This window comes from Streptomyces sp. NPDC022910 (assembly GCF_055561075.1).
Genome location: NZ_JBVHHL010000036.1, coordinates 1 through 24,607 on the forward strand (window position 1 = coordinate 1; position 24,607 = coordinate 24,607).

25 protein-coding genes and 2 pseudogenes are annotated in these 24,607 nt (G+C 71.2%); 15 read left to right on the forward strand and 12 right to left on the reverse strand.

The window, feature by feature from the left end; all coding sequences use genetic code 11:
- Positions 1-205 precede the first annotated feature (205 nt).
- Positions 206-811 carry a TetR/AcrR family transcriptional regulator gene (locus ACZ3TS_RS28225; protein WP_467623292.1) on the forward strand — a complete coding sequence of 202 codons (606 nt, stop codon included), beginning with the start codon at positions 206-208 and terminating at the stop codon, positions 809-811.
- Positions 778-936 (forward strand): annotated as a pseudogene (locus ACZ3TS_RS28230) (DUF2470 domain-containing protein); the annotation flags it as partial. The gene ACZ3TS_RS28225 and the pseudogene ACZ3TS_RS28230, both read left to right, overlap by 34 nt.
- Here ACZ3TS_RS28230 and ACZ3TS_RS28235 read toward each other — a convergent pair.
- The 5 genes and pseudogenes from ACZ3TS_RS28235 to ACZ3TS_RS28255 form a co-directional block, all read right to left on the reverse strand.
- Positions 904-2,118 (reverse strand): lactonase family protein, encoded by a 1,215-nt coding sequence (locus ACZ3TS_RS28235; RefSeq protein ID WP_467623295.1) that lies wholly within the window; start codon positions 2,116-2,118, stop codon positions 904-906. The pseudogene ACZ3TS_RS28230 and the gene ACZ3TS_RS28235 sit on opposite strands and share 33 nt — an antisense overlap.
- A gap of 108 nt (positions 2,119-2,226) precedes the next feature.
- Positions 2,227-3,278 (reverse strand): annotated as a pseudogene (locus ACZ3TS_RS28240) (hypothetical protein).
- A gap of 34 nt (positions 3,279-3,312) precedes the next feature.
- Positions 3,313-4,590, reverse strand: a complete 1,278-nt coding sequence (locus ACZ3TS_RS28245; RefSeq protein ID WP_467623297.1) for an FUSC family protein — start codon at positions 4,588-4,590, stop codon at positions 3,313-3,315.
- The gene (locus ACZ3TS_RS28250; protein ID WP_467623300.1) at positions 4,574-5,116 is read right to left on the reverse strand and encodes a CGNR zinc finger domain-containing protein; all 543 of its coding nucleotides are present in this window, start codon (positions 5,114-5,116) and stop codon (positions 4,574-4,576) included. Before ACZ3TS_RS28250 ends, ACZ3TS_RS28245 begins: the two co-directional genes overlap by 17 nt.
- A 186-nt stretch (positions 5,117-5,302) precedes the next feature.
- Positions 5,303-5,797: an FBP domain-containing protein gene (locus ACZ3TS_RS28255; RefSeq protein WP_467623302.1), complete on the reverse strand. Its 495-nt coding sequence runs from the start codon at positions 5,795-5,797 to the stop codon at positions 5,303-5,305.
- 86 nt (positions 5,798-5,883) lie between these two features.
- Between ACZ3TS_RS28255 and ACZ3TS_RS28260 the strand changes: the two genes are divergently transcribed.
- Together ACZ3TS_RS28260 and ACZ3TS_RS28265 are read left to right on the forward strand one after the other, a co-directional pair.
- Positions 5,884-6,903, forward strand: coding sequence for a DUF3626 domain-containing protein (locus ACZ3TS_RS28260; protein ID WP_467623304.1), 1,020 nt, complete (start codon positions 5,884-5,886; stop codon positions 6,901-6,903).
- A 46-nt stretch (positions 6,904-6,949) separates the two neighbouring features.
- Complete coding sequence (locus ACZ3TS_RS28265; protein WP_467623307.1) at positions 6,950-7,462, forward strand: GNAT family N-acetyltransferase; 513 nt, start codon at positions 6,950-6,952, stop codon at positions 7,460-7,462.
- Positions 7,463-7,496: 34 nt separating this feature from the next.
- On the opposite strand, the gene ACZ3TS_RS28270 is transcribed toward ACZ3TS_RS28265, so the two are convergent.
- Positions 7,497-7,769, reverse strand: coding sequence for a hypothetical protein (locus ACZ3TS_RS28270; protein WP_467623310.1), 273 nt, complete (start codon positions 7,767-7,769; stop codon positions 7,497-7,499).
- A 490-nt stretch (positions 7,770-8,259) separates the two neighbouring features.
- Here ACZ3TS_RS28270 and ACZ3TS_RS28275 point away from each other — a divergent pair, with 490 nt between their 5' ends.
- Complete coding sequence (locus ACZ3TS_RS28275) at positions 8,260-9,549, forward strand: ROK family protein (RefSeq protein WP_467623313.1); 1,290 nt, start codon at positions 8,260-8,262, stop codon at positions 9,547-9,549.
- 275 nt (positions 9,550-9,824) lie between these two features.
- On the forward strand, positions 9,825-10,076 hold the full coding sequence (locus tag ACZ3TS_RS28280) for a hypothetical protein (RefSeq protein WP_467623316.1): 252 nt from the start codon (positions 9,825-9,827) through the stop codon (positions 10,074-10,076).
- Positions 10,077-10,426: 350 nt separating this feature from the next.
- On the opposite strand, the gene ACZ3TS_RS28285 is transcribed toward ACZ3TS_RS28280, so the two are convergent.
- From ACZ3TS_RS28285 to ACZ3TS_RS28295, 3 genes are all read right to left on the reverse strand, one after another.
- Positions 10,427-11,395 (reverse strand): SDR family NAD(P)-dependent oxidoreductase, encoded by a 969-nt coding sequence (locus tag ACZ3TS_RS28285; RefSeq protein ID WP_467623319.1) that lies wholly within the window; start codon positions 11,393-11,395, stop codon positions 10,427-10,429.
- 455 nt (positions 11,396-11,850) lie between these two features.
- Entirely contained in the window at positions 11,851-12,513 is a 663-nt protein-coding gene (locus ACZ3TS_RS28290) for an HAD family hydrolase (protein WP_467623322.1), read from the reverse strand.
- Positions 12,514-12,550: 37 nt separating this feature from the next.
- A complete protein-coding gene (locus ACZ3TS_RS28295; protein WP_467623324.1) occupies positions 12,551-13,588 on the reverse strand; it encodes a PHP domain-containing protein in 1,038 nt (345 codons plus the stop codon).
- A gap of 180 nt (positions 13,589-13,768) precedes the next feature.
- Between ACZ3TS_RS28295 and ACZ3TS_RS28300 the strand changes: the two genes are divergently transcribed.
- Positions 13,769-14,005, forward strand: a complete 237-nt coding sequence (locus ACZ3TS_RS28300) for a hypothetical protein (protein ID WP_467623327.1) — start codon at positions 13,769-13,771, stop codon at positions 14,003-14,005.
- A gap of 166 nt (positions 14,006-14,171) precedes the next feature.
- Here ACZ3TS_RS28300 and ACZ3TS_RS28305 read toward each other — a convergent pair whose 3' ends face one another.
- Complete coding sequence (locus tag ACZ3TS_RS28305) at positions 14,172-15,401, reverse strand: ricin-type beta-trefoil lectin domain protein (RefSeq protein ID WP_467623330.1); 1,230 nt, start codon at positions 15,399-15,401, stop codon at positions 14,172-14,174.
- A 206-nt stretch (positions 15,402-15,607) separates the two neighbouring features.
- Positions 15,608-16,147 carry a VanZ family protein gene (locus tag ACZ3TS_RS28310; RefSeq protein WP_467623333.1) on the reverse strand — a complete coding sequence of 180 codons (540 nt, stop codon included), beginning with the start codon at positions 16,145-16,147 and terminating at the stop codon, positions 15,608-15,610.
- 253 nt (positions 16,148-16,400) lie between these two features.
- On the opposite strand from ACZ3TS_RS28310, the gene ACZ3TS_RS28315 reads away from it, so the two are divergent.
- From ACZ3TS_RS28315 to ACZ3TS_RS28340, 6 genes are read left to right on the forward strand one after another with little or no spacing between them, the layout of a single operon-like run.
- The gene (locus ACZ3TS_RS28315; RefSeq protein WP_467623334.1) at positions 16,401-16,583 is read left to right on the forward strand and encodes a hypothetical protein; all 183 of its coding nucleotides are present in this window, start codon (positions 16,401-16,403) and stop codon (positions 16,581-16,583) included.
- The gene (locus ACZ3TS_RS28320) at positions 16,580-17,032 is read left to right on the forward strand and encodes an MrpF/PhaF family protein (RefSeq protein ID WP_467623490.1); all 453 of its coding nucleotides are present in this window, start codon (positions 16,580-16,582) and stop codon (positions 17,030-17,032) included. Before ACZ3TS_RS28315 ends, ACZ3TS_RS28320 begins: the two co-directional genes overlap by 4 nt.
- Positions 17,025-17,288: a Na(+)/H(+) antiporter subunit B gene (locus ACZ3TS_RS28325; RefSeq protein WP_467623337.1), complete on the forward strand. Its 264-nt coding sequence runs from the start codon at positions 17,025-17,027 to the stop codon at positions 17,286-17,288. The genes ACZ3TS_RS28320 and ACZ3TS_RS28325 overlap by 8 nt, the downstream gene beginning before the upstream one ends.
- The gene (locus ACZ3TS_RS28330; RefSeq protein WP_467623339.1) at positions 17,285-18,028 is read left to right on the forward strand and encodes an MnhB domain-containing protein; all 744 of its coding nucleotides are present in this window, start codon (positions 17,285-17,287) and stop codon (positions 18,026-18,028) included. Before ACZ3TS_RS28325 ends, ACZ3TS_RS28330 begins: the two co-directional genes overlap by 4 nt.
- Entirely contained in the window at positions 18,025-18,372 is a 348-nt protein-coding gene (locus tag ACZ3TS_RS28335; protein WP_467623341.1) for a sodium:proton antiporter, read from the forward strand. The genes ACZ3TS_RS28330 and ACZ3TS_RS28335 overlap by 4 nt, the downstream gene beginning before the upstream one ends.
- Positions 18,372-20,132, forward strand: coding sequence for a complex I subunit 5 family protein (locus tag ACZ3TS_RS28340; protein ID WP_467623343.1), 1,761 nt, complete (start codon positions 18,372-18,374; stop codon positions 20,130-20,132). The genes ACZ3TS_RS28335 and ACZ3TS_RS28340 overlap by 1 nt, the downstream gene beginning before the upstream one ends.
- Positions 20,133-20,159: 27 nt before the next feature.
- On the opposite strand, the gene ACZ3TS_RS28345 is transcribed toward ACZ3TS_RS28340, so the two are convergent.
- Positions 20,160-20,840, reverse strand: coding sequence for a DUF4230 domain-containing protein (locus tag ACZ3TS_RS28345; protein ID WP_467623345.1), 681 nt, complete (start codon positions 20,838-20,840; stop codon positions 20,160-20,162).
- A gap of 406 nt (positions 20,841-21,246) precedes the next feature.
- Between ACZ3TS_RS28345 and ACZ3TS_RS28350 the strand changes: the two genes are divergently transcribed.
- Both ACZ3TS_RS28350 and ACZ3TS_RS28355 read left to right on the forward strand, forming a co-directional pair.
- Positions 21,247-22,200, forward strand: a complete 954-nt coding sequence (locus ACZ3TS_RS28350) for a ribose-phosphate diphosphokinase (protein WP_467623348.1) — start codon at positions 21,247-21,249, stop codon at positions 22,198-22,200.
- Positions 22,201-22,404: 204 nt separating this feature from the next.
- Positions 22,405-24,507, forward strand: a complete 2,103-nt coding sequence (locus tag ACZ3TS_RS28355; RefSeq protein WP_467623350.1) for a DUF1996 domain-containing protein — start codon at positions 22,405-22,407, stop codon at positions 24,505-24,507.
- The last annotated feature ends 100 nt before the right edge of the window (positions 24,508-24,607 follow it).

Genomic DNA, 24,607 nt, shown 5'->3' on the forward strand with positions numbered 1-24,607 from the left:
GACGAACGTCCTCAACAGGGCCGGGCTGGCCCTCTGCGACGTGGCCTAGCCACCGACACAGGAAGCCCGCGCGTTTACGCGCGGGTGGAGTCACCTCCCTTGATGCAGCGACACGTCGAGCAGTCCCGCGTGCGTGTTGTACGTGGGTTCAATAGTTGGTTCAGTGTCGTCCCGCTGTTGAACCGGCGTCAAGTAAAGTGCCGACATGGCCGCCAACCAGCCGGAGCGCACACGCCGTCGGCTCAGCACCGAGGAGCGCAGGGAGCAGCTCCTCGCGGTCGGGGCGCGGCTGTTCTCGGAGAACCCGTACGACGACGTGTGGATCGAGCAGGTCGCCGAGATCGCCGGCGTCTCGCGTGGACTGCTGTACCACTACTTCCCCACCAAGCGGGACTTCTTCGCCGCGGTCGTGGAGCGGGAGAGCGGGCGGATGCTGCGGATGACGGCGGCCCTCCCCGGGGTTCCGCTGCGCGAGCAGCTCGTCGCGGGCCTCGACACCTTCCTGTCGTATGTCGAGGAACACGCGCACGGCTTCCGTGCCTTCCACCGCGCCGACGCGGCGGGGGACCAGGCCGTGCGGAAGGTCTACCAGCGGTCGCTGGCGGCCCAGGAGCGGCAGATCATGGCGGCGCTCGCGGGGGACCCCGAGTTCGGCCGGTCGCCGGACGAGCGGCCCGACCTGCGGATCGCCGTGCGCGGCTGGCTGGCCTTCACCACCGCTGTCTGTCTCGAATGGCTGCGGGGCGCCGACCTGTCCCGGGAGCAGGTGCGCGACCTGTGCGCCCGCGCGCTGTTGGGTGTCATCTCCTGACGTTCCACCAGCCCGCCGACGGCGTCGCACAGCTGACCGAACGCATGCACGTACTGCTCACGCAGGCCGCCCGGGCCGCCTGCCCCCGCGCCCTACAGCGGCAGCGCACAGACGGCGACCGGTGAGGCGAACGGCTCGCCCGTGAGCCGGAGTTCGCCGCTCGCGCGGTCGACGTGGAAGACGCTGACCGTGCCCGACCGCTGGTTCGCCGCGAACAACAGCCGGCCGTCCGGGGAGAACGCGATATGACGGGGGAAGTCCCCGCCCACCGGCACCGTGTCCAGCAGGCGCAGTCCGGCACCGCCCGCCTCGACCGCGTACCGGGTCAGACTGTTGTGGCCTCGGTTGGCGAGATACGCGTACGCCCCGTCCGCCGTCACCACGAACTGCGCCGGATAGCTCGTGACCTCACCGGTGCCCGTGGACTGCGGCTCGCCCGGGGTCAGGCACCCGCTCACCGGGTCGTAGGCGCAGACGACGGCCGTGTTGTCGACCTCGTTGGCCAGATAGGCGAAGCGGCCGCCCGGGTGGAACGTGAGATGGCGCGGGCCGGCTCCCGGCCGGGTGTGCGCCTGGGACACCTCGGTGAGCGTCCCCCCGGACGGGTCGAGGCGGTAGGTGTAGACGGTGTCCGTGCCCAGGTCCACGGCGAGCACGTGCCCGCCGTCGGGGCTCGTGATGAACTGGTGGGCGTGCGGCCCCTGCTGACCGGGACCGGGCGGCGGGCTGGAGTGCGTGACGAGATCGGTGCGCTCGCCGAGCGCACCCGAGGGCTCGACGGGATGCACGGCCACGCTGCCCGACAGGTAGTTGGCACTGAGCAGCCAGCGGCCGCTCGGGTGCACCGACAGATGACAGGGCCCCGCTCCGCCGGTGCTGCGGGTGCCGAGGATCTCGTGCCCGGGCAGACGTACGGCCGTCACTTGGCCGTCCCGCCGCTCGTCGACGGCGTAGAGCGTGTGTCCGTCCGGATGCACCGCGAGGTACGACGGGTCGGCCACCCCGGTCACCGTCCCGGTGCCGGTGATCCGGCCGGTCCCCGGGTCGTACGTCGCGAGGCCGATGCCCTGGCCGCCGCCCTCGGCGGAGGTGTACGTGCCGAGGTAGAGCGGGCGGGGACCAACGGGGCGGCCCGGCGGTGCGGCAGTTTCGGCCGGCTTCTCCTGCGGTCCGGCCGGCGGCTGGTGGGGAGCGACCGGTGCCGGGATCGTCGCGACCGCGGTGGCGGCCGTCGCGGCGCCGAGGAAACGGCGTCTGCTCCATCCGCCGCCGAGCGAACCCCGCGCCGGTACCGCACCCCTGTCCATCCCGCACCCCGAGAGTCGATGGCCTCAGCTGTGACAGCCACCATGGCGCCTACCGGTCTTCAAGTCCAAAACGAGCAACCTGCGTTGCGCAAAATGCAACGCACTCGATCACCAGTCGCCGTCCTCGACCGGCGTGCCCGGCGCGTCGCCGAGCGGCTTCACCTGGTGCGGGGAGGGCTGCTGCCACGGCTCGTGGTCGTCCCCGAGCCAGTCGCCGACCGGCTTGACCTGGCCGAGCGTATCCGTGGGCGCGAGGTCCTCGCCGTCCTGGTCGTAGTAGTCGAACCAGGGCAGGCCCGCCCGCGTGTACGCCGCACGGTCCACCGGAGACGGCGGGGGAGCCCCGCCTGTGATGTGGCGCCACTCCGGGGGCGTCACGAGATGCACGAACACCCGTCCGGCCGGCTCCTCGGCCCAGCTGCCGACCGGCCAGTCGTCCTCGTAGACCTCCTGCCGCATCGACCGCCGACGCCGAGCCCCATGGCGGGGGCGCTGTGAGGTGCGCCGCCCGGAGCGGCCATGGCGGGAGCCGCGGGCAGGGCGCCCGGGGAGGGCGGAGCCATACCGGAGGCTCCCGTTGCCGCCGACAGGGCGATCCCGGTCCCCCGGGTCCGCTCCCGCTTGCGCCGCTCCTCCGCCCGCCACCGGGCGAGCGGCCCCTCCTGGAGCGGGAAGGTCTGCAGCTGGACACCGCCCCACACCTCCTCGCCGGTGACCTGGCCCTCGACCGTGGCACCGAGACCGAGCGGCACCGCCACGAACTGGCGGACCGTCCCCTTGCCCGAATTGATCCCGTCGAGCCACGGCTGGCGAGGGAGCACCACGTAGTTCTGCGGATCCCGGCTGAGGCGAGGGCTCCAGGGCCTGCCGGAGACCGCGCAGACCTTGCCCACGCCCACCTGCAGCGCGGCCGGTTGCGACGCGCCGAAGCTCAGCCACATGGCCTCGCGCAGATACACGGGCAGCATCACGCCGCCGCGCCCCCGCCACTCGGCGGGCACCGTCTGCGCGTAGTCCTCGACCCGGCGGACGGGGAACTCGCCGAGGCCCGGTGGCAGCGGGTGCGTGCCCGTCTCCGGCAGCCGCAGCGTTCGCATGAAACGGACCTGTACGCCCCCCGGCAGCAGTAAAGAGTTCCCGTCGATCCGCGCCGCGCCCATGCGCCCGCCCCTTTCCCGTCCGAATCGTCCCTCCTCACTTGGAACGCCAGGGCGGGCCCGGACGGTTCCGGCCCGGGAGAAGACCGCGCAGCCGGTCGATGCGGGGGGTGCGCGCACGCTCCCACAGCCTCGTCAGGCGCGGGTTGCGCTCGCGCTGCTCCCGTGTGCCGCGGTCCAGTTCCTCCAGCAGGCGGCGGGTGCGGTGCTCCGTGTCCAGCTCGTCCAGGATGCGGTTGACCTCGGTCAGGACGGCACCGTGGAACTGCCACTGACGAGTGTCCCGCTGTACCTCCTCCAGCAGCAGCTGGGCCAGCTTGTCGCGGGTCGCGCCCGCCGTGATCAGCTCCTCGGCGAGCCGGGCCTCCGCGGACTCGGCGCTGCGGCTCACGTCGGTGGTGACCAGCACGGCGAAGCTGACCACGGCGTCGCCGACCTCCGACAGCAGCCGCTCCAGCGTCTGCCCGATCTCCGTCTCGAACAGCGGCTCGGGCTCCCGTTCCTTCGCCAGGTCGGCGAGGGTACGGGCGATCACCCGCAGGACCACCGTGACGATCTCCAGCGTGTCGAGACCGGTGCGCAACACGATGCGGTGGAGGAGACCCTCGCGGACCCTGGGGTTGAGTTTCAGACTGTCCTCGGCCTGCCGCAGTGCCGCGTCCACCAGCACGATCTCGTGGTCGAGCCGGCGTGCCTCGTAGAGTCGTGCGGTGGCCTGCGCGGCCGGAGTACGGCCCGCGGCCTCCTCCGCGATACGCAGCATCAACTGGCGCACGCGCCGCGCCAGCCCCTCGATGGACTCCCCGGCGGCGCTCACCCACACCGGGGGAGCGAAGAACAGGTTGGTACCGAGGCCCACCACCGCGCCGATCAGTGTCTCCAGGACCCGCGCCCAGGCCGTACTGCCCACCTGGGTCACCCCGAGGACCAGCATGGCGCTGATCGCCACCTCGGGCACATACTCGCTGACCCGTACGAGATGCCCGACGGCCAATGAGGCGAGAATGATCAGGGCCAGGCTCCACCAGGTCAGGCCGACCAGGATGCTGAAGCCGATGGCGATGACGACACCGGCCACCACGGAGTTCACCCGGCGCACACTGTTGGTGATCGTCGCGTAGAGCGTCACCTGGACGACCAGGAGGGCCGTCAGGGGCGCGGTGAGCGGGGCCGGCTCCGGACTCAGGTGAACAGCGACCACGTAGGCGATGGTCGCGGCGGCGGTCGAACGCACCGCCTGGACGACATCGGGATTCTGGCGCAACTTCACGATCCGGGCACTGGTCTTCGCCCAGGCATCACGTACATCTCGCATCCCTAAGGCCCTTCCCGCTCCACACAGGCAACGAACGTATCCGTGCATACGGAGACCGCGTACGCGCCTTGCCCGGGACAACCGCAGCCCCCGGGTGAGCCCCGGTCCGCTTCCACGACCACGTGGTCGCCCCGGTGGTCGACTCGGCCCGGCCGCGGGAGCGGTGGCCGGCGACCTTCGCGAGGTTGCCGCAGCGGTCCATCGAGCACCAGCGGCGACGGCGGGCCTGGGAGTCGTCCGGGAACAGCAGCGAGCAGTCGGGGTTCTCGCACCCCTTGATGACCCCTTCAGCAGGGGGCCGCCTGCCAGGAGAACGGCATCGACGAGGTGCTGCGACTGACGGACGGCGCGCGGCGCCTACGTGGTTCTCGACACCGTCGGCGGTTCTGCCTTCGCCCGCGGCCTTCGCGAGGTCGGACGCGGCTGAAGGGTCGTCGCCCTCGCCCACGTCGCCCTGGAGCCGAGCACGATCGACATGCGCGACGTCTCCATCCTCGGCTTCCAGCTCACCGACCTGCAGATCCACGGTTACGACCCGCGCCCGGACCTCCCTGAGCCGGCCGAGCGGGGGGCGGCGGGCACCTGTCGCGTACCCGTCGAGACGGTGTGCTTCCGCTGGAGCTGGCGCGCGAGGCCCACGAGCGCCTGGAGGGGCGGGACCACCGGGGCAAGACCGTGCTCGCCGCGGACGGCGACTGATCCACCGGAAGCGTCAGGCGTACAGCTTGTCGAGGAAGGAGGACAGGTTGCCCACCGTCCGGGCGATCTGCTCCTGCGTGCTGAGGGTCTCCTCGAAGCGGCCCCCGGCCTCGGGCACCTTCTTGCCGCGTACGTACAGGGAACACGCGAGATCGGTGCACATGTAGATACCCACCGAGTTGCCCTCCCGCCCCGCCGTGCCCGCCTTGCGAGCGGTCATCAGGCAGACGCCGTTGCCCGGGTGGGTGGTCAGACACAGCGAGCACATGCTCCGGTGCAGGAATCCACGCTGCGACGACGGAAAGCGCAGCGTGACACCGACGAGCCGGTCGGCGTGTTCGGTGACCAGATAACTGCGATCGAGTGCCCCGGGGTCGCGCCACCCCAGGAAGTCGAGGTCGTCCCAGGGGCGTTCACCGAGGTCGCGGGGGATCGACAGGCGCTTGGCCTCACCCTTCGAGCAGTTGACAAATGAGTTGCGGATCTCCTGTTCGGTGAGTGATCTCATGAGGAGTCCTCCTGGGGCCGGTACGAAACGAAACCTAGGAGCACTAGGTTTTTGGCTAAGCTATCCAGCCTCATCGGGGAGGGCCAATGGATTTCGCGCGCGACGGCGGAATGCACGTGGCGGCCGGGCATGCCCTGCGCCATGTCGCGCTCCGTTCCTCGGGCCCTGAGGTGAGCCGCAGCCTGCGGCTGACGCTGAACTTCCACCCCGACCGCCTCACGGACGGACGGCCGATCCTTCAGGCACTGGCCGAGGACGGCGCCTACCGGTCGCAGTTCGTCACCGGAACCAGCAACGGCGGTCTGACGGCACACCCGGGCGGCGACCGCTGGCGCTGGGAGAGCCGGATCTTCGGCGGGGCGTACGACAGCGCCCCCGCCCACGAGCGACCGGTGTACGGCGCGCTCAACTTCCGCCGTCAAGTCGTCGGCGCGGCACCGCGGTTCGGCTCCTCCCACTTCCGGCTCACCGCCGCCGCGCTGGAGAGGGCCACGTTCTGCTACCCGGACAGCGCGGCCGAGCCCTCCCACTTCGGGGTGGCCGCCGGAATGAACCTCATCGAACTGGCAGAGGCCGACCACCAGGACGCTCTCAACGACTACATCGAGGCCCAGGTGCACGGCCCCGTCCTCCTGAAGCGGGACATGGAGGCGCTGGTCCTGGACGCGAGCTACCGCGGCACACCGGTCGAGGCTGCCGCCCGCCGACTGCCGTGCCCGGTCGAATGGCACCCCGGTTACCGGCTCTCCGTCGCCGTTTTGCGCCGCCACACGGACTACCGCGGTGCGGAATACGTCGAGTTGGGCGCACGCATCGCGGAGAACGGACACCTCGACCCGCGGATCATCGGTGATGCCGCGCGCACGGGGCGGTACGACATACAGGACCTGAAGATGGTGTGGCACTGCCTGGCACGCTTCGGGGCGCCGGAAGGCGCCGGGACGGCGTGGGGCGCGGGGTCGGCGCAGGCGCCACGGACGGCGGAGTCCGTGGGCGGTGGAGTCGGAAGCGTTACCGACGGCGGACCGGGCCTGCCCGTGCCGTCGGCTCAGCGGTCGGCCGCTTCCGGCGGCAGCACGCCGGGAGCAAGCACGCGCAGGGCATAGGCGCGCGGCCCGGTCGTTGACGGACCCCCGCTCTAGGGTGGGCGCCATGGACACCACGGACGCACGGCAGGTGAGGCTGGAACCCTGGGCGGAAGGCGACTTCTGGTTGCTGCAAAGGACCAACAGCGCCGATATGACCGAGCACTTGGGCGGTCCCGAGACCGAGGAACAGCTCCTGGCACGCCACCGGCGCTATCTCGCCCCGGATGCCGGGCAGATGTACCGGGTCACGCTGGCGGAAACCGGCGAGACGGTGGGCTCCACGGGCTTCTGGGAGCGGGCATGGCGGGACACGACGGTGTGGGAGGCCGGGTGGGGCGTGCTCCCCGAATTCCAGGGACGAAGCCTCGCCGCGCAGGCCGCCCGGGCGGTCGCCGAAGCGGCCAGAACCATCCGGAAGCACCGGTACGTGCACGCGTTTCCCAGCGTGGACAACGGTGCGTCGAACGCGGTCTGCCGGAAGGCCGGATTCGAGCTGCTCGGACCGGTCGCGGTCGAGTACCCCAAGGGGCACTGGATCAGGTCCAACGACTGGCGGATGGACCTCGGCGGTCTGTGACGGAACGGCGCGCCGGGGAACCGGCCGACTACGGTCACTGGGCCGGTTCCTCCGCCCGTGCCCTCACCTCGGCCTCGACCTCGGTCCGCGGCCTGCCGTGCTCCTTCGCGTACTCGGTGATCTCGATCTGAAGGTCGCGGTCGAGGTCCCGCCAGGCGCGCAGGGCGGTCTCGTACAGGTCGGCCTGCTGCTTGGTCCATGTAGTGGCAGTGGGCGGGCCGTATTTCTCGCGCAGCTCGTCGGCCCTCGCCTCCGCATCGTTCGCCGCGCGCTGCATCTCCACGAGTTCTTCAAAGGTCGTCGCCACGGCCGGATATTAGGCGGATGTGCGGGGGGCCGGTTCCACGACCCGCTCGACAGGCGGGGAGATCGACCGGTCGGCCCTGCGGCGAGGGCTTTCGCGGCCATCCGGCGCCCGCGGGACCCTGCGGGCGCTGCACGGTGAGCGCACGCCGGGCGAGGACTCCCAGCGGTGGCTGAACGAGCGGATCGCGCAGGACCATTACGTCGACGACGTCTCCGCGGCGGGATCTCGTGGTCCGCCAGGAAAGGGAGTACGTCGCCAAGGGTTTACCTGGCAGAGTGGGACGTCCGGGTGCGCGAGGCGGCTGCGCCGCGACTCGAAGCCCCCTCGGCGGACTCGCCGGAGGCCCTGTCCGCACCCGCACTCTCCACCCGCACCGAGCACGGCCCGTACTCATGTCTTAAATTAGGGTCTGATTTAAGACTAAGAGGAACGCGCGTCAGGCGGTGGCGCAGCGGTATCGTGCAGGTCGGGCAGGGTCGGAAGGAGCCACATGGCGGGGCGGAACGGGCGCACGGTGCGCGACCTGCGCCGGGGAAATCGCGCCGAGGTGCTGCAGCGGCTGTACTTCGACGGCCCGATGAGCCGCTTCGAGCTGGGCCCGGCGACCGGTCTGAGCTCCGGTTCCATCAGCAACGTGGTCGCCGAGCTGGTTGCCGACGGGCTGGTGGAGGAGGCCGGCAGTGTGGACTCCGACGGCGGTCGGCCGCGCACCCTGCTGCGGGTCGCGCCCACCAGCGGCCACATGATCGGTGTCGACGTGGGCGAGACCCGCGTCCGCGTCGAGCTGTTCGACCTGACCCTCACGGAACTCGCCCGCACCGAACGCCCGCTGGAGCACCAGCGATACGACGTCGAGGTGGTCGTCGGTCACATCCGCGACGGCATCGCGGAAGTCCTGGCCGCGGCGGACATCTCCGCGGAACGGCTTCTCGGCGTGGGCATCGGCGTCCCCGGCATAGTGGCCCGCACGCCGGACCGGGGCGCCGTCGTGCACGGCCAGACCATCGGCTGGGATGCCGTCCCGGTCGAATCCCTGCTCCGTTCCACGTGCCGGCTTCCGGACTCCGTGCCCTACTTCATCGACAACGGAGCCCGGACCCTCGGCCAGGCCGAGATGTGGTTCGGCGCCGGACGCGGCGCCACCAGCGCGGTCGTGATCCTCTTCGGTTCCGGCGTCGGTGCCTGCCTCGTCACCGAGGAGGTGGGCAGCGGCCGGGCCGTGGAGTGGGGCCACCTGACCGTACGGGTCAGGGGGCGTCGGTGCCGCTGCGGCGCGCTCGGCTGCCTGGAGGCGTACGCGGGGGCGGAGGCCCTCCTCGACCGCTGGCGCGAGCAGGGTGGGCTGCCGCCTGAGGACGTCGACGAGGAGACCGCTCTGACGGCACTGCTGGCCGCGGCCTACCCCCCGGAGGCTACCGACGCCGACCCCGTCGCGCTCGCCGTGCTGGAGGAGACCGCCGAGTACCTGGGCGCGGGCTTGTCGGACCTGATCAACCTCTTCCAGCCCGAGCGGATCCTGATCGGCGGCTGGGCGGGTCTTCAGCTCGGCTCCCGGTTCCTGCCCGCGGTGCGCCGGTACGCGACGTCGTACGCCCTGCGCTATCCGGCCGAGCGGGTCTCCATCGACCTCGGCAGGCTCGGTCCGGACGCCGTGACGGTCGGCGCGGCGATCCTGCCGCTCGCCGACTTCTTCGCCCGCGGCGGTCGGCGCGCGGAGCCTGCGAGTGAGGGACGGCCACCGGCATGGCGGACCGCGCTGGAGGACCGGGCGCCGCGCTGATCGGCGGCACGCTCCGCCTGGAGCGCGTACCATCCTGTGCCGCGGCCGACGGCACAGGACCGACCAGACCGGCGCCTTCGCTGAAGCGGAGTGCTGCCCAAGCTGCGCGCCGGTTCCTGGGGTGTATCCCCGCTGAGACCCACCGGCGAGCGCACCGCTGGTCACCTGGCGCCACCGGGTTTCGGCGTTGCACCCCGCGGTACTCGCCGCGTCGCCCGAAAGCGGCCCGCCTCGGTTCGCAGGCCTCTTTCCCCGGCCAGGAAATGGAGTACGCCGTGACCGATCACCGGCAGGGGGGTCCCGGCGAGAACGCCGACCCCGTACCCCGGGACATGCCGGACCAGCAGGCCCGCGAGGGCGAGGACCCGTGGGACGCCCGCCCCGCACGGGATGCCGCCGACGACACCGAGGACGAACACGCCACCGATGTCCCCGACACGGACGAGGCGGGCACGGGACGACAGGGCACCCCGCACTCGGGTGCGGTCCACCCCGAACACCCCGTACCGGACGAGCCCACCGACTGACTCCGCACAGGGTCTGCCCGTGGCCGGCCGGCGAATGTACCCCTTCGACACGCCCGGCGCGACGACCCACGGGGCTGGACAGGCTGACCCGGTGGGATGGTCCTTGGGAGTGCGCGTGAGGCCGGCGGACGCCGACCCGTGCGTACGCATGCCCGTCCGCGGCGCGACGCCGACCCGTGAGTACGTATGCCCGTCCGCCCCGTGCCGGCGCTCCGTGGCCCGAAGGCGGTGGCCCGGTGACGGACTTCGAGGCGCTCGACGCGCTGCTGGCCGGTGCCCGGCAGGAGGTCCCCCTGTCGGTCGCCGAGGAACGGCGCGCGTTGCGCGAGGAGTTGAACCTGTCCGGCGCCTCAGGACCGGGACGCGAACGCGTCGACGCCGGTGAGCTCGGCGGACACCGCCCACAGGCGCGCCGCCTGCTCCGGGTCGATCGCCCAGTCCTTGACCCCGCCGCGCTCGCCGTCCGCGGGAGCCGGTTCCGCGATGTCGCAGTCCTCGCAGTACGCCCCGCCCATGCCCGCGAGCTGCGGAGAGGTCGCGGCCCACACCTGCGTGGCCGCGCCCTGCTCGGGCGTCTTGAAGGCATCGGGGTCCACGAGAGCGCCGGTCTCGTCGATCCAGCCGCGCTCGATCATCTCCTCCTGGGCGAGATGACGCTGCAGTGGGGTGAGGATGCCTCCGGGATGCAGGGAGAAGGCCCGCACGCCGTGCTCCAGGCCGAGCTTGTCGAGGTGCACGGCGAACAGGACGTTGGCGGTCTTCGCCTGCCCGTACGCCTCCCACTTGTCGTATCCCTGCCGCCAGTGCAGGTCGTCCCAGCGGATGCCGGAGCGGTGGTGACCGCCGGACGATACGGACACGACCCGCGCCCCGCCCGGCTCGATGGCCGGCCACAGGCGGTTGACCAGCGCGTAGTGGCCCAGGTGGTTGGTGGCGAACTGCGCCTCCCAGCCGGGCCCCACCCGGGTTTCGGGGCAGGCCATGATCCCGGCGTTGTTGATCACGATGTCGAGGGTACGGCCGGAGGCGAGGAACCGGTCGGCGAAGGCCCGTACGCTCTCGAGGTCACCGAGCTCGAGCTCGTCCACCTCCACCCCGTCGAGGCCCGCCAGGGCCTCCGCGGCGACGGCTGGGCGCCGCGCCGGAACCACGACGCGGGCGCCCGCCTTGGTGAGCGCGCGGGTCGTCTCCAGACCGAGCCCGGAGTATCCGCCCGTCACGACCGCGAGCTTGCCGGAGAGGTCGATTCCCCGAAGAACATCGTCCGCGGTGCTCCTGGCGCCGAAGCCCGATCCGATCTTGTGCTGTGCAGTGCTCATGCCTCGCACGCTACGAATTCGAGAGCACTCGAAGTCAAGCGGACACCGGCCAGTGGGTGTCAGGGCATGGAAGAGCCCCGGCCGCGACGGGGGAATCACGGCCGGGGCAGTCTGTGGTGGGCGCGGACGGCGGTCGCCTCTCGGCGAAAGGCTCCACAGGGCTTCAGCCGAACGATCGTCCCTGTGGGCGAGAGATGAGGCCCGGGGACACTGTCCCGTCCGCTCCCACGGCTGGTTCAACGGGAAACTACCGGCCGGTGTTCCGGAAAGTCGGTCACTCCGCTGTGATCTGTGTCACCGCTCCATGTCCCGGGCGTGAACCGGGTGCGACGGCGAGCTGGTCCCGTCGTCGAACTACCGTCGTCCGCCCGGAGGGCGGGCCCCGCGGGGGCGTGGGGGCATCTCCGGCTCGAGCAAGTGGCGTCGCGGGGCAGGCGGGAGTGTGACGAGAGGGCTCACGTGTCCGGCGCCAGCGGACTGTCCCCCAGCATGGCGAGCAGATGGGCGGGATCCCGATAGACGGCGCGGGCCCCGGCCTCCTGGAGATCCGTGCTCGGTATGCCGCCTGACAGCAGACCGACGCACGTCACCCCGGCCCGGGTCCCCGCCTTCATGTCCCACACCGTGTCGCCGACGAACACCGCCTGCTCGGGCGGTACGCCGACCAGTTCCAGGGCGTGTTCGACGGGCTCGGGTGCGGGCTTGCCGGTCTCCACGTCGTCCGCGCTCGCCGTCGCCGCGATGGCGTCGTCGGCCCCGATCGCCCGGCGCAGCGCCGACAGTTCCCGCCCGCTCGCCGACGTGGCGAGTACGACGTTCCAGCCGTCGTGATCGAGCCGGCGCAGCAGCCGCCCGGCGTCCTTGAGCGGGGGCAGCCGGTCGAAGAACGTTCCGTACAGGGCCGTGTGCGCGGCAACGAGCGTGTCGACCTCGTCCCGGTGCCTGCCGCCGAGCAGGTGGGCGATCAGATCCTCCGAGCCGAGTCCCACCGAGCGGTGGATGGCATGCATCGGCACCTGGTGACCGGCCTGCCGGAACGCCTCCCACCACGTCGTGACATGCAGATGATTGGTGTCGACGAGGGTGCCGTCGACGTCGAACAGGGCCGCCCGTCCCATGTCCAGTCCTCCCTCACGTACGGGGCCGGGTACCACGTCAAGTGCCCGCCACACGCGCGGGTAGGGTCCGCTCGCGCGTCCAGGCCAGCAGTTCGTCCGCGGTCCAGGTTGTGATCACGCGCTCGGGAGGCACCCCGCACTCCTCGGCCCGCGCGCAGCCGTGAATCTGCCAGTCCAGCTGGCCTGGCGCGTGCGCGTCGGTGTCGATCGAGAACAGCACCCCCGCCTCGACCGCCCGCCGCAGGAGCCGCCGCGGCGGGTCCAGCCGCTCGGGTCGGCTGTTGATCTCCACCGCCGTACCGGACTCGGCGCACGCGGCGAACACCGCGTCCGCGTCGAACTCCGACTCGGGGCGCCCGCGCCCGGTGACCAGCCGTCCCGTGCAGTGGCCGAGCACATCGGCGAGCGGACTGCGGACGGCGGCGATCATGCGGCGGGTCATCGACCGCGCGTCCATGCGCAGCTTGGAGTGCACCGACACCACCACGACGTCGAGCCGGTCGAGGAGGTCCGGCTCCTGGTCCAGCGAGCCGTCCTCGAGGATGTCGCACTCGATGCCGGTGAGCAGTCGAAACGGCGCCCACCGCGCGTTGAATCCGGCCACCACCTCCAGCTGCCGGCGCAGCCGCTCGGCGGACAGGCCGCGAGCCACGGTGAGCCGGGGCGAGTGGTCGGTGAGCGCAACCCACTCGTGTCCGAGCCGCGCGGCCGTCCGGCCCATGTCCTCGATCGGGCTGCCGCCGTCCGACCAGTCGGAGTGCAGATGACAGTCGCCGCGCAGCAGCGCCCGCATCCGCTCGCCGCCCTGTGCCAGCGGGGCTCCGCCCTCCCGCTCCAGCTTCGCCAGGTAATCGGGGGTCCGCCCGGCCAGCGCCTCCCGCACCACCTGGGCCGTCTTCGGACCGATGCCCTTGAGGGACTCCAGTTGCCCGCCGACCGCGCGCTCGGCGATCTCACCCTCGGGCAGCGCGGACAGTACGGCGGCAGCGGTGCGGAAGGCCCGTACGCGATACGTCGGGGCCCCGGCCCGCTCCAGCAGGAACGCGATCCGGTCCAGGGCTGCGACGGGATCCATCGGCACCTCCTTCCCCCCAGCCTTGCCCAGGCGTGTCCGGCCCGCACGGCGGGGGCGGGCACCTGACGGCGTCATCCGGGCGAGTCAAGGGGCTGGGAGGGCCGTGGCGTGTGGGTCGGGCATCCCGGCGGGCACCCGAACCCCACCGCTGAGCGGCGCGAGGCGTTCTACGCTCTATGCATGACCGAAATCGCGAGCCCGCACATATGCCATCCACGGATCACCGTTCTCGGGGTCCAGCCCGGCGACCCCCCGTTCCGCATCGTGGAGGTCGACGGTGAGATGGTCGGCCGGGCGAGATCCCTCGTCGACGTGCTGGACGTCGCCTCGGAGGCCGGCGTGCCGGTCCACGACCTCGACGACCCAGAGGTGGTCCGCTGGGTGGGCGGCGACAAGCTGACCTGGCATTTGCACTAGCGGCTCGTCCCGTGCGACGTGCACGGGAGGGCGTCGTGCGTCGCCGGGGCCGGAGCGACACCGGCGACGCTTGTGTGGGTCGGCACACGACGGGTTACCGCGACGACTCCGTCCGCCCGCGCGGGAGCGCGGGCGGACGGATCCCCCTTTTGGACGTGGACGGCCGTCAGCCGACCGTCCACTTCTGGTTGGCGCCACCTGAGCACGACCAGATCTGCAGCCGGGTGCCGTTGGCGGAGTTGTTGTCCGTCACATCCAGGCACTTGTTCGCCTGGGGGTTCACGATGTCGTGGGCCGCGGTGACCGTCCATTTCTGGTTGGGTCCGCCGGTGCAGTCCCACAGCTGGACCTTGGAGCCGTCGGCCGTGCCGTTGTCGACCACGTCCAGGCACTTGCCGAGTGCGCGCAGCGTGCCGTCCGAACCCACCGTCCACTTCTGGGCGGCGGTTCCGTTGCAGTCGTAGAGCTGGACGGGGGTGCCATTGGCGGAGTTCGCCCCGGCCACGTCCGCGCACTTGCCCGCGAGGCCGGTGATCGGGACACCGGTGCCGCCGGAGCTGTCGCTGGTCGTCACCGACACCGAGTCCACGACGAGTTGCTGCGGGAACACGGTGGAGCCGTCGGGGTCGCCCGGCCAGTAGCCGCCGACCGCGAGGTTGAGGATCAGGAAGAACGGCTTGTTGAACACCCAGGTCCTGCCGCCCAGATCGGCCGGAGTGCGCCGTTGGTAGACCGTGCCGTCCACGGACCAGGTGATCGAGTCGGGCGCCCAGTCCACGGCGAAGGTGTGGAAGGCGTCCGCGAAGGCTTGGCCGTTCGGCAACGAGTACGCGGCGCCTATGCCTCCGGAGCCGGAGTAGCCGGGTCCGTGGATGGTGCCGTGGACGGTCGAGGGTTCGTAGCCGACGTTCTCCATGATGTCGATCTCGCCTGAGTCCGGCCAGTTGACCGGTGTGCCCAGCATCCAGAACGCCGGCCACATACCCTGCCCGCGCGGAATCTTCATCCGGGCCTCGACATGGCCGTACTGTGCCGTGAACTTCCCCGAGGTGTTCAGCCGGGCCGAGGTGTACTGGCAGGTGCCGTACCAGCACTGGTAGCCCGCCGGGTTCTCGCGGCGGGCCGTGATCACCAGATGGCCCTGGCCGTCCAGTGCCGCGTTCTTGTTGCCGGATGTGTAGTACTGCCGCTCGTGGTTGTTGACGTTGTCACCGGTCTCGATCTGCCACTTGGCGGAGTCGACGGCCGACCCGGCGGGGCCGTCGAAGGTGTCGGAGAAGACGGTCGCAGCCGCCGCCTCCGGTGCCGCGTGAGCGGGGCCCGTGAAGGCCGACGCGGCGAGCACCGCGGAGAGCGCGGCGAGCAGACATCTGCGAAGCAGACGCGGGGAGTCCATGACGCTCCCTTCCGTGCGGCCGCCCGGGCACGGGCGGGCCGACTGAGGTGGGGGGTGCCGGTGCGGCCGAAAGCGCCGACCGCGCCGGAGGGGTTCCGTGGGGTGTTGATTCGCCTCTTGATTCAAGAGGTGAAATAAGGAAACGTCAAGAAGCTGGTACGGACCAATACTTGAGCTCGCTGTCCGGGCCGGGCAGGACCGTGGTCTCAGCCCTGGCTGCGCTTGCGCGCGTGCACCGCACGCCCGAGCCGCCGCCCCAGGAGCAGGTAACCGAGCAGTGCGCCCGCCGTGTTGAGGATGACGTCGTCGATGTCGAAGGCGCGTCCCGTGACCAGCGCTCCCTGGGCCAGTTCGACCAGCAGCATGACGATCGCGGTCACCAGTCCCACACGCAGGATGCCCCGGGTTCCCGGTGCGAGCACCGGGAGGAGGATCCCGAACGGCACGCCGAGCAGGACGTTGCCGCCGATCTGCTTGACGGCGTCCCGTGTCGCGGGTTGGTGGAGGTAGGCGCGCAGCGAACGGCCCGGATGCAGATTGCTGTGGATCAAAGCCTCGGAAGCGGGCGACGGCTCCAGCGTCATCCGGGCCAGGGCCGCGGCGAAGGCGACCATCGCCGCGAAGGCGAGCGCCATGGCCAGCAGCCGGAGGGGAAGAGGGAGCGGCCGTCGTCGCTCTCCCGGGGCCGACGGCGCCCGGCGGCGAACGGATTTAGCGGTACGGGCGCGCGGCGCTGTACGTGCCATCCAGACCTCCAGGCTTCAACTTCCCTCTGGATAAGAGTGGTTACCCGCGATGCTGGCTCTGATTCCGGACCCCCGGCGGCGGGGGAAGCCTTCGGCCGGTGGTGAGGGCGGAGTGTGGCGCCGGCGGTTTCCGTCCCCGCAGGCGGGGCACTCCGGGCAGCAGCCGCTCGCGCGCCGCCGCTCCGCGCGCCCTGCGCGGTGCTTGGATGGCATACCGGACATTTCGTGGGGCGGCGATGGACGGAGGTGGTGCATGAAGGCGCGTACGACGCTCCGGGCCCTGCTCGAGGTCCTCCTCTGGTGGGCGGGCCTCACCCTGCTCTGGCTCGTCCTCATCAGCACCGTCGACACCCTGGAGTGGGTCGTCGGGGCGTCCGCGGCGTTCGTCGGCGCCGTCGCGGCATGGGCGGCACGACGGGCGGTGGGCGCCCGGTGAACGGCTGGATCCTGACGGCCACGATCGTGCTCGGCGGGGGCGTCGGTGCCACGGTGTGGGGTGTCGCCACCGGGCCGCTGCGCCGCCGCGTCGTCGCCCAGAACCTGTCGAGCGCGGTCGCCTCCCCCGGACTGCTCCTGCTCTCCCAGGGCTTCGCGCGCCCGTCGTACGTCGACCTCGCGCTCCTCCTCGCCCTCCTCGGCCCCGTCGGCACCCTCGTCTTCGCGCGGCTGCTCGCCGACGACCTGGCCGAGGACCCACCGCACGCCTGGGGTGTCACCTTCGCCGTCGCGGGCTACGCAGCCGTGGTCGTCCTGGTCCTGTGTGCCGTCACCGGACCGGGGCGCGCGATGGTCAAACTGCTTGTCGTCGGGGCCCTGCTGGTCGGCGGCAACCTCGTCGCCTCCCGGGCGCTGTCCGGCGGGTTCGCCGGGAGCCGCCGTGGATGACCCGCTGATCGTCGTCGTCCTGCTGCTGGTCGCCGCCTCGGCGACCGCGGCCGTCGCCGTCCGCGACCCCGTCCGCCAGGCCCTCGTCCTGGCCGTACTCGGCCTCGCCCTCGCCCTGCTGTTCACGGTGGCACAGGCACCCGACGTCGGTCTCTCGCAGCTCGCCGTGGGCTCCGCCCTGACCCCGCTCCTCCTGCTGCTGTCGGTGCGCAAGGTCAGACGGAGGGAGAAGGGCGGGAAGGGGAAGCCACGGTGACGCGGCGCGCACGGCTGATCGTCCTGGCCCTCGGCGCCGCCGGTCTTGCGGCCCTGCTCGTCGCCGCCTGCCTCGACCTGCCCGGCTTCGGCGGCAGCCGGCACCCCTACGGCGACCGGGCCGTTCACGCATCCCTGGCGCGGCGCACGGCCAACACCATCGCCTCCGTCAACTTCGACCAGCGCGCCTTCGACACGCTCGGCGAGATGAGCATCCTCTTCGCCTCGGTCCTCGGCACGGTCGTCCTGCTCCGCCAGACCCGTGACGAGAAACGCGCGAAGCCGGAGCCCGAGGAGGTCGCACTCCCCGTCCGCCGGTACGCGCTCGTCGTGCTGCCCGTCGCCGTACTGTCCGGCCTGTACGTGATCGCCCACGGCCAGCTCAGCCCCGGTGGCGGCTTCCAGGGCGGCGTCGTCGTCGCGACCGCCCTGCACCTGCTCTACCTGGGTGCCGACTACCGCGCCCTGGAACGCGTCCGGCCGGTCGGCATGTACGAGGTCGGTGATGCGCTCGCCGCATCCGCGTACCTGGTCACGGGCCTCGCCGGCGTCCTCGCCGGCACGGCATTCCTCGCCAACACCCTCCTGCCCTACGGCACCTTCAACACCCTCTCGTCCGGGGGCACCGTGCCCCTGCTGAACGCGGCCATCGGCCTGGAGGTCGCCTGCGCTGTCGTCGTCCTGCTCGCGCGGTTCCTGGACCAGGCCGTCGAGATCGAGGGGGCGAACGCGAAACGATGACCGTGCTGCCGTACCTCGTGGCCGTGTGGATCTTTCTGACGGGCTGCTACGGACTCGCAACCAGCCGCAATCTGATCCACGCGGTCGGCTGCCTCGCCGTCTGCCAGTCGAGCACCTATGTCCTCCTGCTTGCCGTCGGATACCGCGACGGGGCCACCGCACCCGTCTACTCCGACATCAAGCCCGGCTCGCGGCCCGTCGTGGACCCGGTCGTGCAGGCCCTCACTCTCACCGACGTCGTGGTCGGCGCCACGGTCACCGCTCTGCTGCTCGCCCTCGTGATGCAGGTCTCCAAACGCCACGGCACCGTCGACCCGGACGAACTGCGGGAGTTGCGCGGCTGATGAACCACCTGCTGCCGCTCGTCGTCGCCGTCCCGCTGCTCGGCGCCGCCCTGCTCGTCGCGTGCGGGCGCCGGCTGCCACGGGTCGTCGCCGAGAGCATCGGGTGCGCGGTCTCGGCCGGCACCGCGGGCCTGGCGGTCTGGCTGTGCGTCAACTCCTCGCCGCCTCTCGTCGAATGGGTCGGTGCCTGGACACCCGTGAACGGCGAGAGCGTCGGCATCGTCCTCATCGGCAACGGTCCCGGGCTCGGCATGGCCGCGCTCGCCGCGCTGCTGACCTTGGCGGCCCTCGCGTACTCCTGGCGCTTCTTCGACGTACCGCCACGCCGACACGCCGGCTCCTTCCCCGCCCTCATGCTGCTCTTCCTCGGCGGCATGTGCGGCTTCGCGATCACAGGCGACCTGTTCAACGCGTTCGTCTTCTTCGAGCTGATGGGTGCCGCCGCATACGCCCTGACCGGCCACCGCGTCGAGGAGGCCAAGGCCGTGCAGGGCGCGCTGACCTTCGGAGTGATCAACTCCCTCGGCGCGTACGCCATGCTCATGGGCATCGCCCTGCTCTACGCCCGCACCGGCGAACTCGCCCTGACCCAGATCGGACGTGGGCTCGACGCCCACGGCGGACCCGATGCGCTGACCCTCGCGGCCTTCGTCCTCGTGCTGACCGGCCTGCTGGTCAAGGCCGCTGCCGTGCCCTTCCACTTCTGGCTGCCCGACGCGCACGCCGTCGCACCGACCCCGGTGTGCATGCTGCTGTCCGGTGTGATGGTCGAGACCGGCGTGTACGGGGTCTGGCGTGTGTACGGCACGGTCTTCTCCGGGCCCGGTGGGATCCCGGCGGCCGATCTCGAGCGGGCGCTGTCGGTGCTCGGCGTCCTGACCGGCGTGGCGGGCGCCCTCATGTGCTGGTACCAGCGGCATGTGAAGCGACTGCTCGCCTGCTCGACCGTCGCGCACATGGGGCTCTTCCTCGTCGGCATCGGCACGCTCTCGCCCGAGGCGGACGACGGGGTGGCCCTGTACCTCCTCGGCCACGCCGGCGTGAAGGCCGCCCTGTTCGCCTGTACCGGCGTGCTGCTCGACCGGTTCGGCTCGGTCGACGAGCACGCGCTGCACGGGCGCGCCCGTCAGCTGCGCGGGGTCGCCGTGATGTACGTGGTCGGGGGTCTGGCACTCGCCGGACTGCCGCCGTTCGGTACCTCCTTGGGCAAGGCGGTCATCGAGGAGGCGGTGGGCGCGCCGCTGACCGTGCTGTACGTCGTCGTGTCCGCGGTGACAGCGGGCGCGGTGCTACGGGTCGCCGCGCGCGTGTTCTACGGGCTGGGGCCGCCGCCACGGGTCGGATCCCCGTACGAGACCACCGGGGCCGGAGAAGAGCCCGAGACCCGGCACCGCCTGAGCCGGATCCCGGACACCATGACCGCCGTGCCCGCCCTGCTGCTCGCCGCGGCGCTCGCCGTGGGCGTGGCCCCGGGCTTCGCCGAGGCCGTGGCGCACTCCGTGAACGAGGCCGGCTCCGGCGGGGCGATCGCCTCGCCCCACTGGACCCTGTCCGGCGTCCTGCTGGGGCTGACCTCCACCGCCTTGGCGCTCGGGCTGGCCGCGCTCGCGGTCACCCGCCCCGAAGCGCTCGGTGAACGGCGGTGGACGCTGCCGTTGCGTCACCTGCAGTCCGGGCACATCGGGGACTACGTGGCATGGGTGCTGGCGGGCGCGGCCCTGCTCGGGGTACTCGTCCTGCCGGGAGTTCTGTCCGGATGAAGGCCGGGGGAGGCCGGGGGAGGCAGTTCAGCTGCTGTAGGAGACCTCCACCTCCTTGAAGCCGAGGGACTTGAGCAGTCCGTCGAGCATGCTGGTGGTGTTCGCCTCGGCGCGGGTGGTGAGCTCGCTCTCCTTCGCCGCCTCGCCGATGTGCCGGACCGCCAGTTGCTGCACGGCGCGCTCGCTGTTGGGGTTGTCCGAGAAGAGGTCGCCGATGCGGTCCAGCAGGCCCCGCTGCTTCGAGACGGCGTACGAGCGGTCGGGGTCGAGAGCGGGTTTGCCCAGGGCCGCGTGGGGGAGCCGGAGCGTGGCGGACGTACGGTCGTCGTTGACCGTCACGTCCTGCTTGCCGACCTTGCCGAGGTCGACGTAGGCGTCGACGGTGCCCGCGCCGACATACAGGGTGCGGGTGCCGCGGATCGCCGACGGCAGGAACTTGGAGTCCTTCTCCAGGTCGACGACGACCTGGAAGTTGCCGGAGGCGGCCTCGTAACGGCTCATGTCCTGGATGGACTTCAGGAGCACGGGTCCCGACCGGTCGTATGTGTCCGTGCCGAAAAGGTCGCGCAGCCCCGGCAGCACACTCAGCCGCAGCCCGGCGAACAGCACCGCGAGTACCGCGACCAGGGCGATGACCGCCTTGGTCCAGCCGGGCATGGGCCGTTTCACGGACGTCGATTCGGGCGCCTGCTTCGTGGACGTCGTCATGTCGACAGTCCTCCCTTCTCTGTCCCGGGTGCCCGCCATGTGCCTTGACAGAACGCGGCGTCGGCCGATCGCGGACGCCGATGGGGCTTGGCGGGCGGGTTGCCGCCGCCGGGCATCGGCATAGCGGCTGATCAACCACATGGCGTCGTACGGATGGCCCCCCGCTTCGACGTCGTTCGCTGTATGCCCGGGACACACCGCGTCTGCTGCTCCTACCGAATCTGCTGGATGGCCCCGGGGGTCCGGATCAACCCGTAAGCCGGTGCGGCGCGCGGCGGCCCGTGTGCTCCGGGGCGACCGTGGGGACCCCTCAGTAGCATGGGGCGCGCAACCGTTTTCGATCACGTCAGGACCGGATCATGGCGGGATCGGATCACAAGAAGACTGATCATGCGAGGAGCCGATCGTGCGTGACATCGCCGTCTTCAGCGGGAGCGCCCACCCCCAGCTGGCGGCGGAGGTCTGCGCGCACCTCGGGGTGCCACTCAGCCCGGTCCGGGTCAGCCGGTTCGCCAACGACTGCCTGGAGGTGCAGCTGCAGGCCAACTGCCGCGAGCGGGACGTCTTCCTCGTGCAGCCGCTGGTCGCCCCCGTGCAGGAGCACCTCGTCGAACTGCTGCTGATGTGCGACGCGGCGCGCGGCGCCTCCGCGGGCCGGATCACCGTGGTCATGCCGCACTATTCGTACGCCCGCTCGGACAAGAAGGACGCCCCGCGGATTTCGATCGGCGGGCGTCTGGTGGCCGACCTGCTGGTCGCGGCCGGGGCCGGCCGCGTTCTCGCCATGACGCTCCACTCACCGCAGGTTCATGGGTTCTTCTCGGTGCCGGTCGATCATCTGCACGCCCGGCGCGAGCTGGCCGCACACTTCAGGAAGTACGACCTCTCACAGACCACCGTCGTCTCGCCCGACCTCGGCAACGCCAAGGAGGCAGCGGCCTTCGCACGGATGCTCGGGGCGCAGGTGGCGGCGGGCGCGAAGCAGCGTTACGCCGACGACCGGGTGAGTATCAACGCCGTCATCGGCGACGTCGCCGGACGGGATGTGATCGTGCTGGACGACGAGATCGCCAAGGGCAGCACGGTGCTCGAACTCCTGGAGCGCCTGCGCGAGTTTGGCCCGCGGTCGATCCGGCTCGCCTGCACCCACGGGCTGTTCGCGGCCGGTGCCCTCAAGCGGCTGAGCGAACAGCCCGACGTCCTGGAGATCGTGTGCACGAACACGGTGCCGATTCCGGCCGAGGAGCGGACCGAGAAGCTGCGGGTCCTGTCCATCGCCCCCGCCCTGGCCGAGGCCGTGCGCCGCATTCACAACGGTGAATCCGTCAGCGCACTGTTCGATGAGCCCCGCAGCGAGTAGCCCGAAGGCCGTGCGCCGTTCCGGGAGGGCGGCCGGATGATCGGCGCGAGACAGGTTCCAAGAATCCCGGGGTGGCGTGCGGGAGCCGTTGGACGTGCGGTGATGCCCCGCTGGGCATATGAGGTTGCTGTGAATTGGTGGGGCGTTTGAACACGGCCTGGTTCGTCTCCGTACAGGGAGGGGGTTTTTCATGCCGCTACGGCCATGACGTGTAGGAGTACTCCCTTGAGACGCAACTCGCGCAGACGCCCAACAGGCGCACGGCGCACGACCTTTGCAGCGGTCGCGCTGATTTTGGGCGGAGGGGGGCTGGTAGCGGTGAACGTCTACGCTTCGGCGTCCGAAGGCTGGGGCGGCGCGTCGAGCCAGAGCGGCAGCGGCCAGGCCCCCACGTCGGGAACCGTCACGATCGACTGCCCCGACGTCGGCAGCAGGCTGACGGCGGTGCCGCAGCAGGCGAAGCCGGAGGTCGACAGGCAACTCGCCCTCCTGGACCAGCAGATCACCGAGGCGTACGACCGACTGGCCTCGACGCGACAGGCACAGGCGGATGACGCCGGCTACGTCCAGAACTCGATCCTCGGGCCGCTCAAGGACAAGCGGACCGCGGTGATCGACCGGATCAAGGCCGACTACGACGGGGCGGGTTCCGCCGCCCCGAGCGGGATCGACGGCCTGGCTCCGTGTACCGGAATGAGCGCCGACCAGGCGCAGCCCGGCGCCGGCCAGAACGACCCCGGCCAGCAGAACAACGGCGGTCAGCAGCAGAACGGCAACGGCGGCCAGAACGACGGCCAGCAGCAGGGCAACGGCGGTCAGGCCGCCGGCCCCGTCGCCTCGGACTTCGTGGACATCACGACCGTGCAGCCGAACGTCCAGAAGCCGCAACAGCAGGCCGCCGCGTCGACCGGTGGGTTCGTCACCCAGTGCGGTGTGAACGCGAACGGCGACCACAACACCGACAACGTCATCGTGGCTCCCGGCGTCAAGAACGGCGCGCACCACCTGCACGACTACGTCGGCAACCAGTCGAACGACGCCTTCGCCACCAACGACACGTTCGCGGCGGCCCAGACAAGCTGCCAGAACCAGCAGGACAAGTCGTCGTACTACTGGCCGGTGGTGCGTGTGCAGGACGGCACGCAGGACTTCGACCAGAACGCGGACGGCGGCGGCAAGGAGGGCAACGTCGGCAAGATCCTGGTAGCGAAGCAGGCCGAGATCAAGTTCGTCGGCAGCCCGACCGGCAAAGTCGTCGCGATGCCGCGCTTCCTGCGGATCATCACCGGTGACGCCAAGGCCTTCACCAACGGCCCGGCGAACGCCAACGCGCATTGGAGCTGCACCGGCTTCGAAAACAAGGTGCAGCTGACGGACAAGTACCCGATATGCCCCCAGGGCAGTCAGGTGGTGCGGTCGTTCGCCTTCCAGAGCTGCTGGGACGGCCAGAACATCGACAGCGCCAACCACCGCACGCACGTCGCCTTCGCAGACGCGAGCGGCAACTGCGGCAACGGCTTCAAGGCGATCCCGCAGCTGACGATGCGCCTGGTGTACGACGTTCCGCAGCCGACGATCGACAACGGTCAGGTCAAGAACGCGTACGCGGTCGACGGCTTCCCGGAGCAGCTGCACAAGCCGATCACCGACCACGACGACTTCATCAACGTCATGAGCGACGAACTGATGAACCAGGTGGTCGACTGCATCAACGCGGGTCGGCAGTGCGGGGGCGACTCCGGTGACCAGCCACCGGCCCCGCCGACGCCGTCCTCGGACCCCAGCTCCGGCGGCGATGCCGGCAACACCCCCGGCACCGGCGGCGGGCAGACGACGCAGCCCTCGGCCGGTGCGCCGGGCACCACACCGGTCGGCACGCCGGGCACCGGAGAGACCGGCATGCCGGGCAGCGGGGAGACCGGTGCGCCGGGCACCGGCGGGTCGGGTGGAGGCTCGCACGACAACCACGGCGGTGCTCCGCCCAAGACCTACGCGACGCCCAAGGCCGCCCGGAGCAGTGAATCCGCCGCACCGCAGAGCGGGTCGGACGGCGACCACGCCGGTCAGGCGGCCGGCTCTGTGGAGACGCCGTCCACGGGCGGGGACATCTCGTCGCCTGTGACGCAGACCGAGCCGCAGGCGATCGCCGGCGGTGACACTCCGTCCGCCCCGGTACAGACCGAGCCGCAGGCGGTCACGGGTGGACTGGCCGAGACGGGCGCGCAACTGTGGCCGGCCGCGGTCGGAGGAGTTCTCCTGATCATGGGGCTGCTGCTCCTGCGTCGCATCGGACGCCGCTCCATGTGACGCGGTGCCGGTACGGCACGAGCACAAGCGAAGGCGACGAACCTCGAGGACCGGTTTCGTCGCCTTCGCGCGGTACGAGTGGTGCGCGATCGCCGCGGAG

Coding starts and splice junctions, on each gene's coding strand:
- ACZ3TS_RS28225 (WP_467623292.1), top strand. CDS start 206: ATGGCCGCCAACCAGCCGGAGCGCACACGCCGTCGGCTCAGCACCGAG.
- ACZ3TS_RS28340 (WP_467623343.1), top strand. CDS start 18,372: ATGAACCACCTGCTGCCGCTCGTCGTCGCCGTCCCGCTGCTCGGCGCC.
- ACZ3TS_RS28315 (WP_467623334.1), top strand. CDS start 16,401: ATGAAGGCGCGTACGACGCTCCGGGCCCTGCTCGAGGTCCTCCTCTGG.
- ACZ3TS_RS28285 (WP_467623319.1), bottom strand. CDS start 11,395: ATGAGCACTGCACAGCACAAGATCGGATCGGGCTTCGGCGCCAGGAGC.
- ACZ3TS_RS28295 (WP_467623324.1), bottom strand. CDS start 13,588: ATGGATCCCGTCGCAGCCCTGGACCGGATCGCGTTCCTGCTGGAGCGG.
- ACZ3TS_RS28355 (WP_467623350.1), top strand. CDS start 22,405: ATGACGTGTAGGAGTACTCCCTTGAGACGCAACTCGCGCAGACGCCCA.
- ACZ3TS_RS28255 (WP_467623302.1), bottom strand. CDS start 5,797: ATGAGATCACTCACCGAACAGGAGATCCGCAACTCATTTGTCAACTGC.
- ACZ3TS_RS28300 (WP_467623327.1), top strand. CDS start 13,769: ATGACCGAAATCGCGAGCCCGCACATATGCCATCCACGGATCACCGTT.
- ACZ3TS_RS28345 (WP_467623345.1), bottom strand. CDS start 20,840: ATGACGACGTCCACGAAGCAGGCGCCCGAATCGACGTCCGTGAAACGG.
- ACZ3TS_RS28305 (WP_467623330.1), bottom strand. CDS start 15,401: ATGGACTCCCCGCGTCTGCTTCGCAGATGTCTGCTCGCCGCGCTCTCC.
- ACZ3TS_RS28235 (WP_467623295.1), bottom strand. CDS start 2,118: ATGGACAGGGGTGCGGTACCGGCGCGGGGTTCGCTCGGCGGCGGATGG.
- ACZ3TS_RS28290 (WP_467623322.1), bottom strand. CDS start 12,513: ATGGGACGGGCGGCCCTGTTCGACGTCGACGGCACCCTCGTCGACACC.
- ACZ3TS_RS28335 (WP_467623341.1), top strand. CDS start 18,025: ATGACCGTGCTGCCGTACCTCGTGGCCGTGTGGATCTTTCTGACGGGC.
- ACZ3TS_RS28275 (WP_467623313.1), top strand. CDS start 8,260: ATGGCGGGGCGGAACGGGCGCACGGTGCGCGACCTGCGCCGGGGAAAT.
- ACZ3TS_RS28310 (WP_467623333.1), bottom strand. CDS start 16,147: ATGGCACGTACAGCGCCGCGCGCCCGTACCGCTAAATCCGTTCGCCGC.
- ACZ3TS_RS28260 (WP_467623304.1), top strand. CDS start 5,884: ATGGATTTCGCGCGCGACGGCGGAATGCACGTGGCGGCCGGGCATGCC.
- ACZ3TS_RS28265 (WP_467623307.1), top strand. CDS start 6,950: ATGGACACCACGGACGCACGGCAGGTGAGGCTGGAACCCTGGGCGGAA.
- ACZ3TS_RS28245 (WP_467623297.1), bottom strand. CDS start 4,590: ATGCGAGATGTACGTGATGCCTGGGCGAAGACCAGTGCCCGGATCGTG.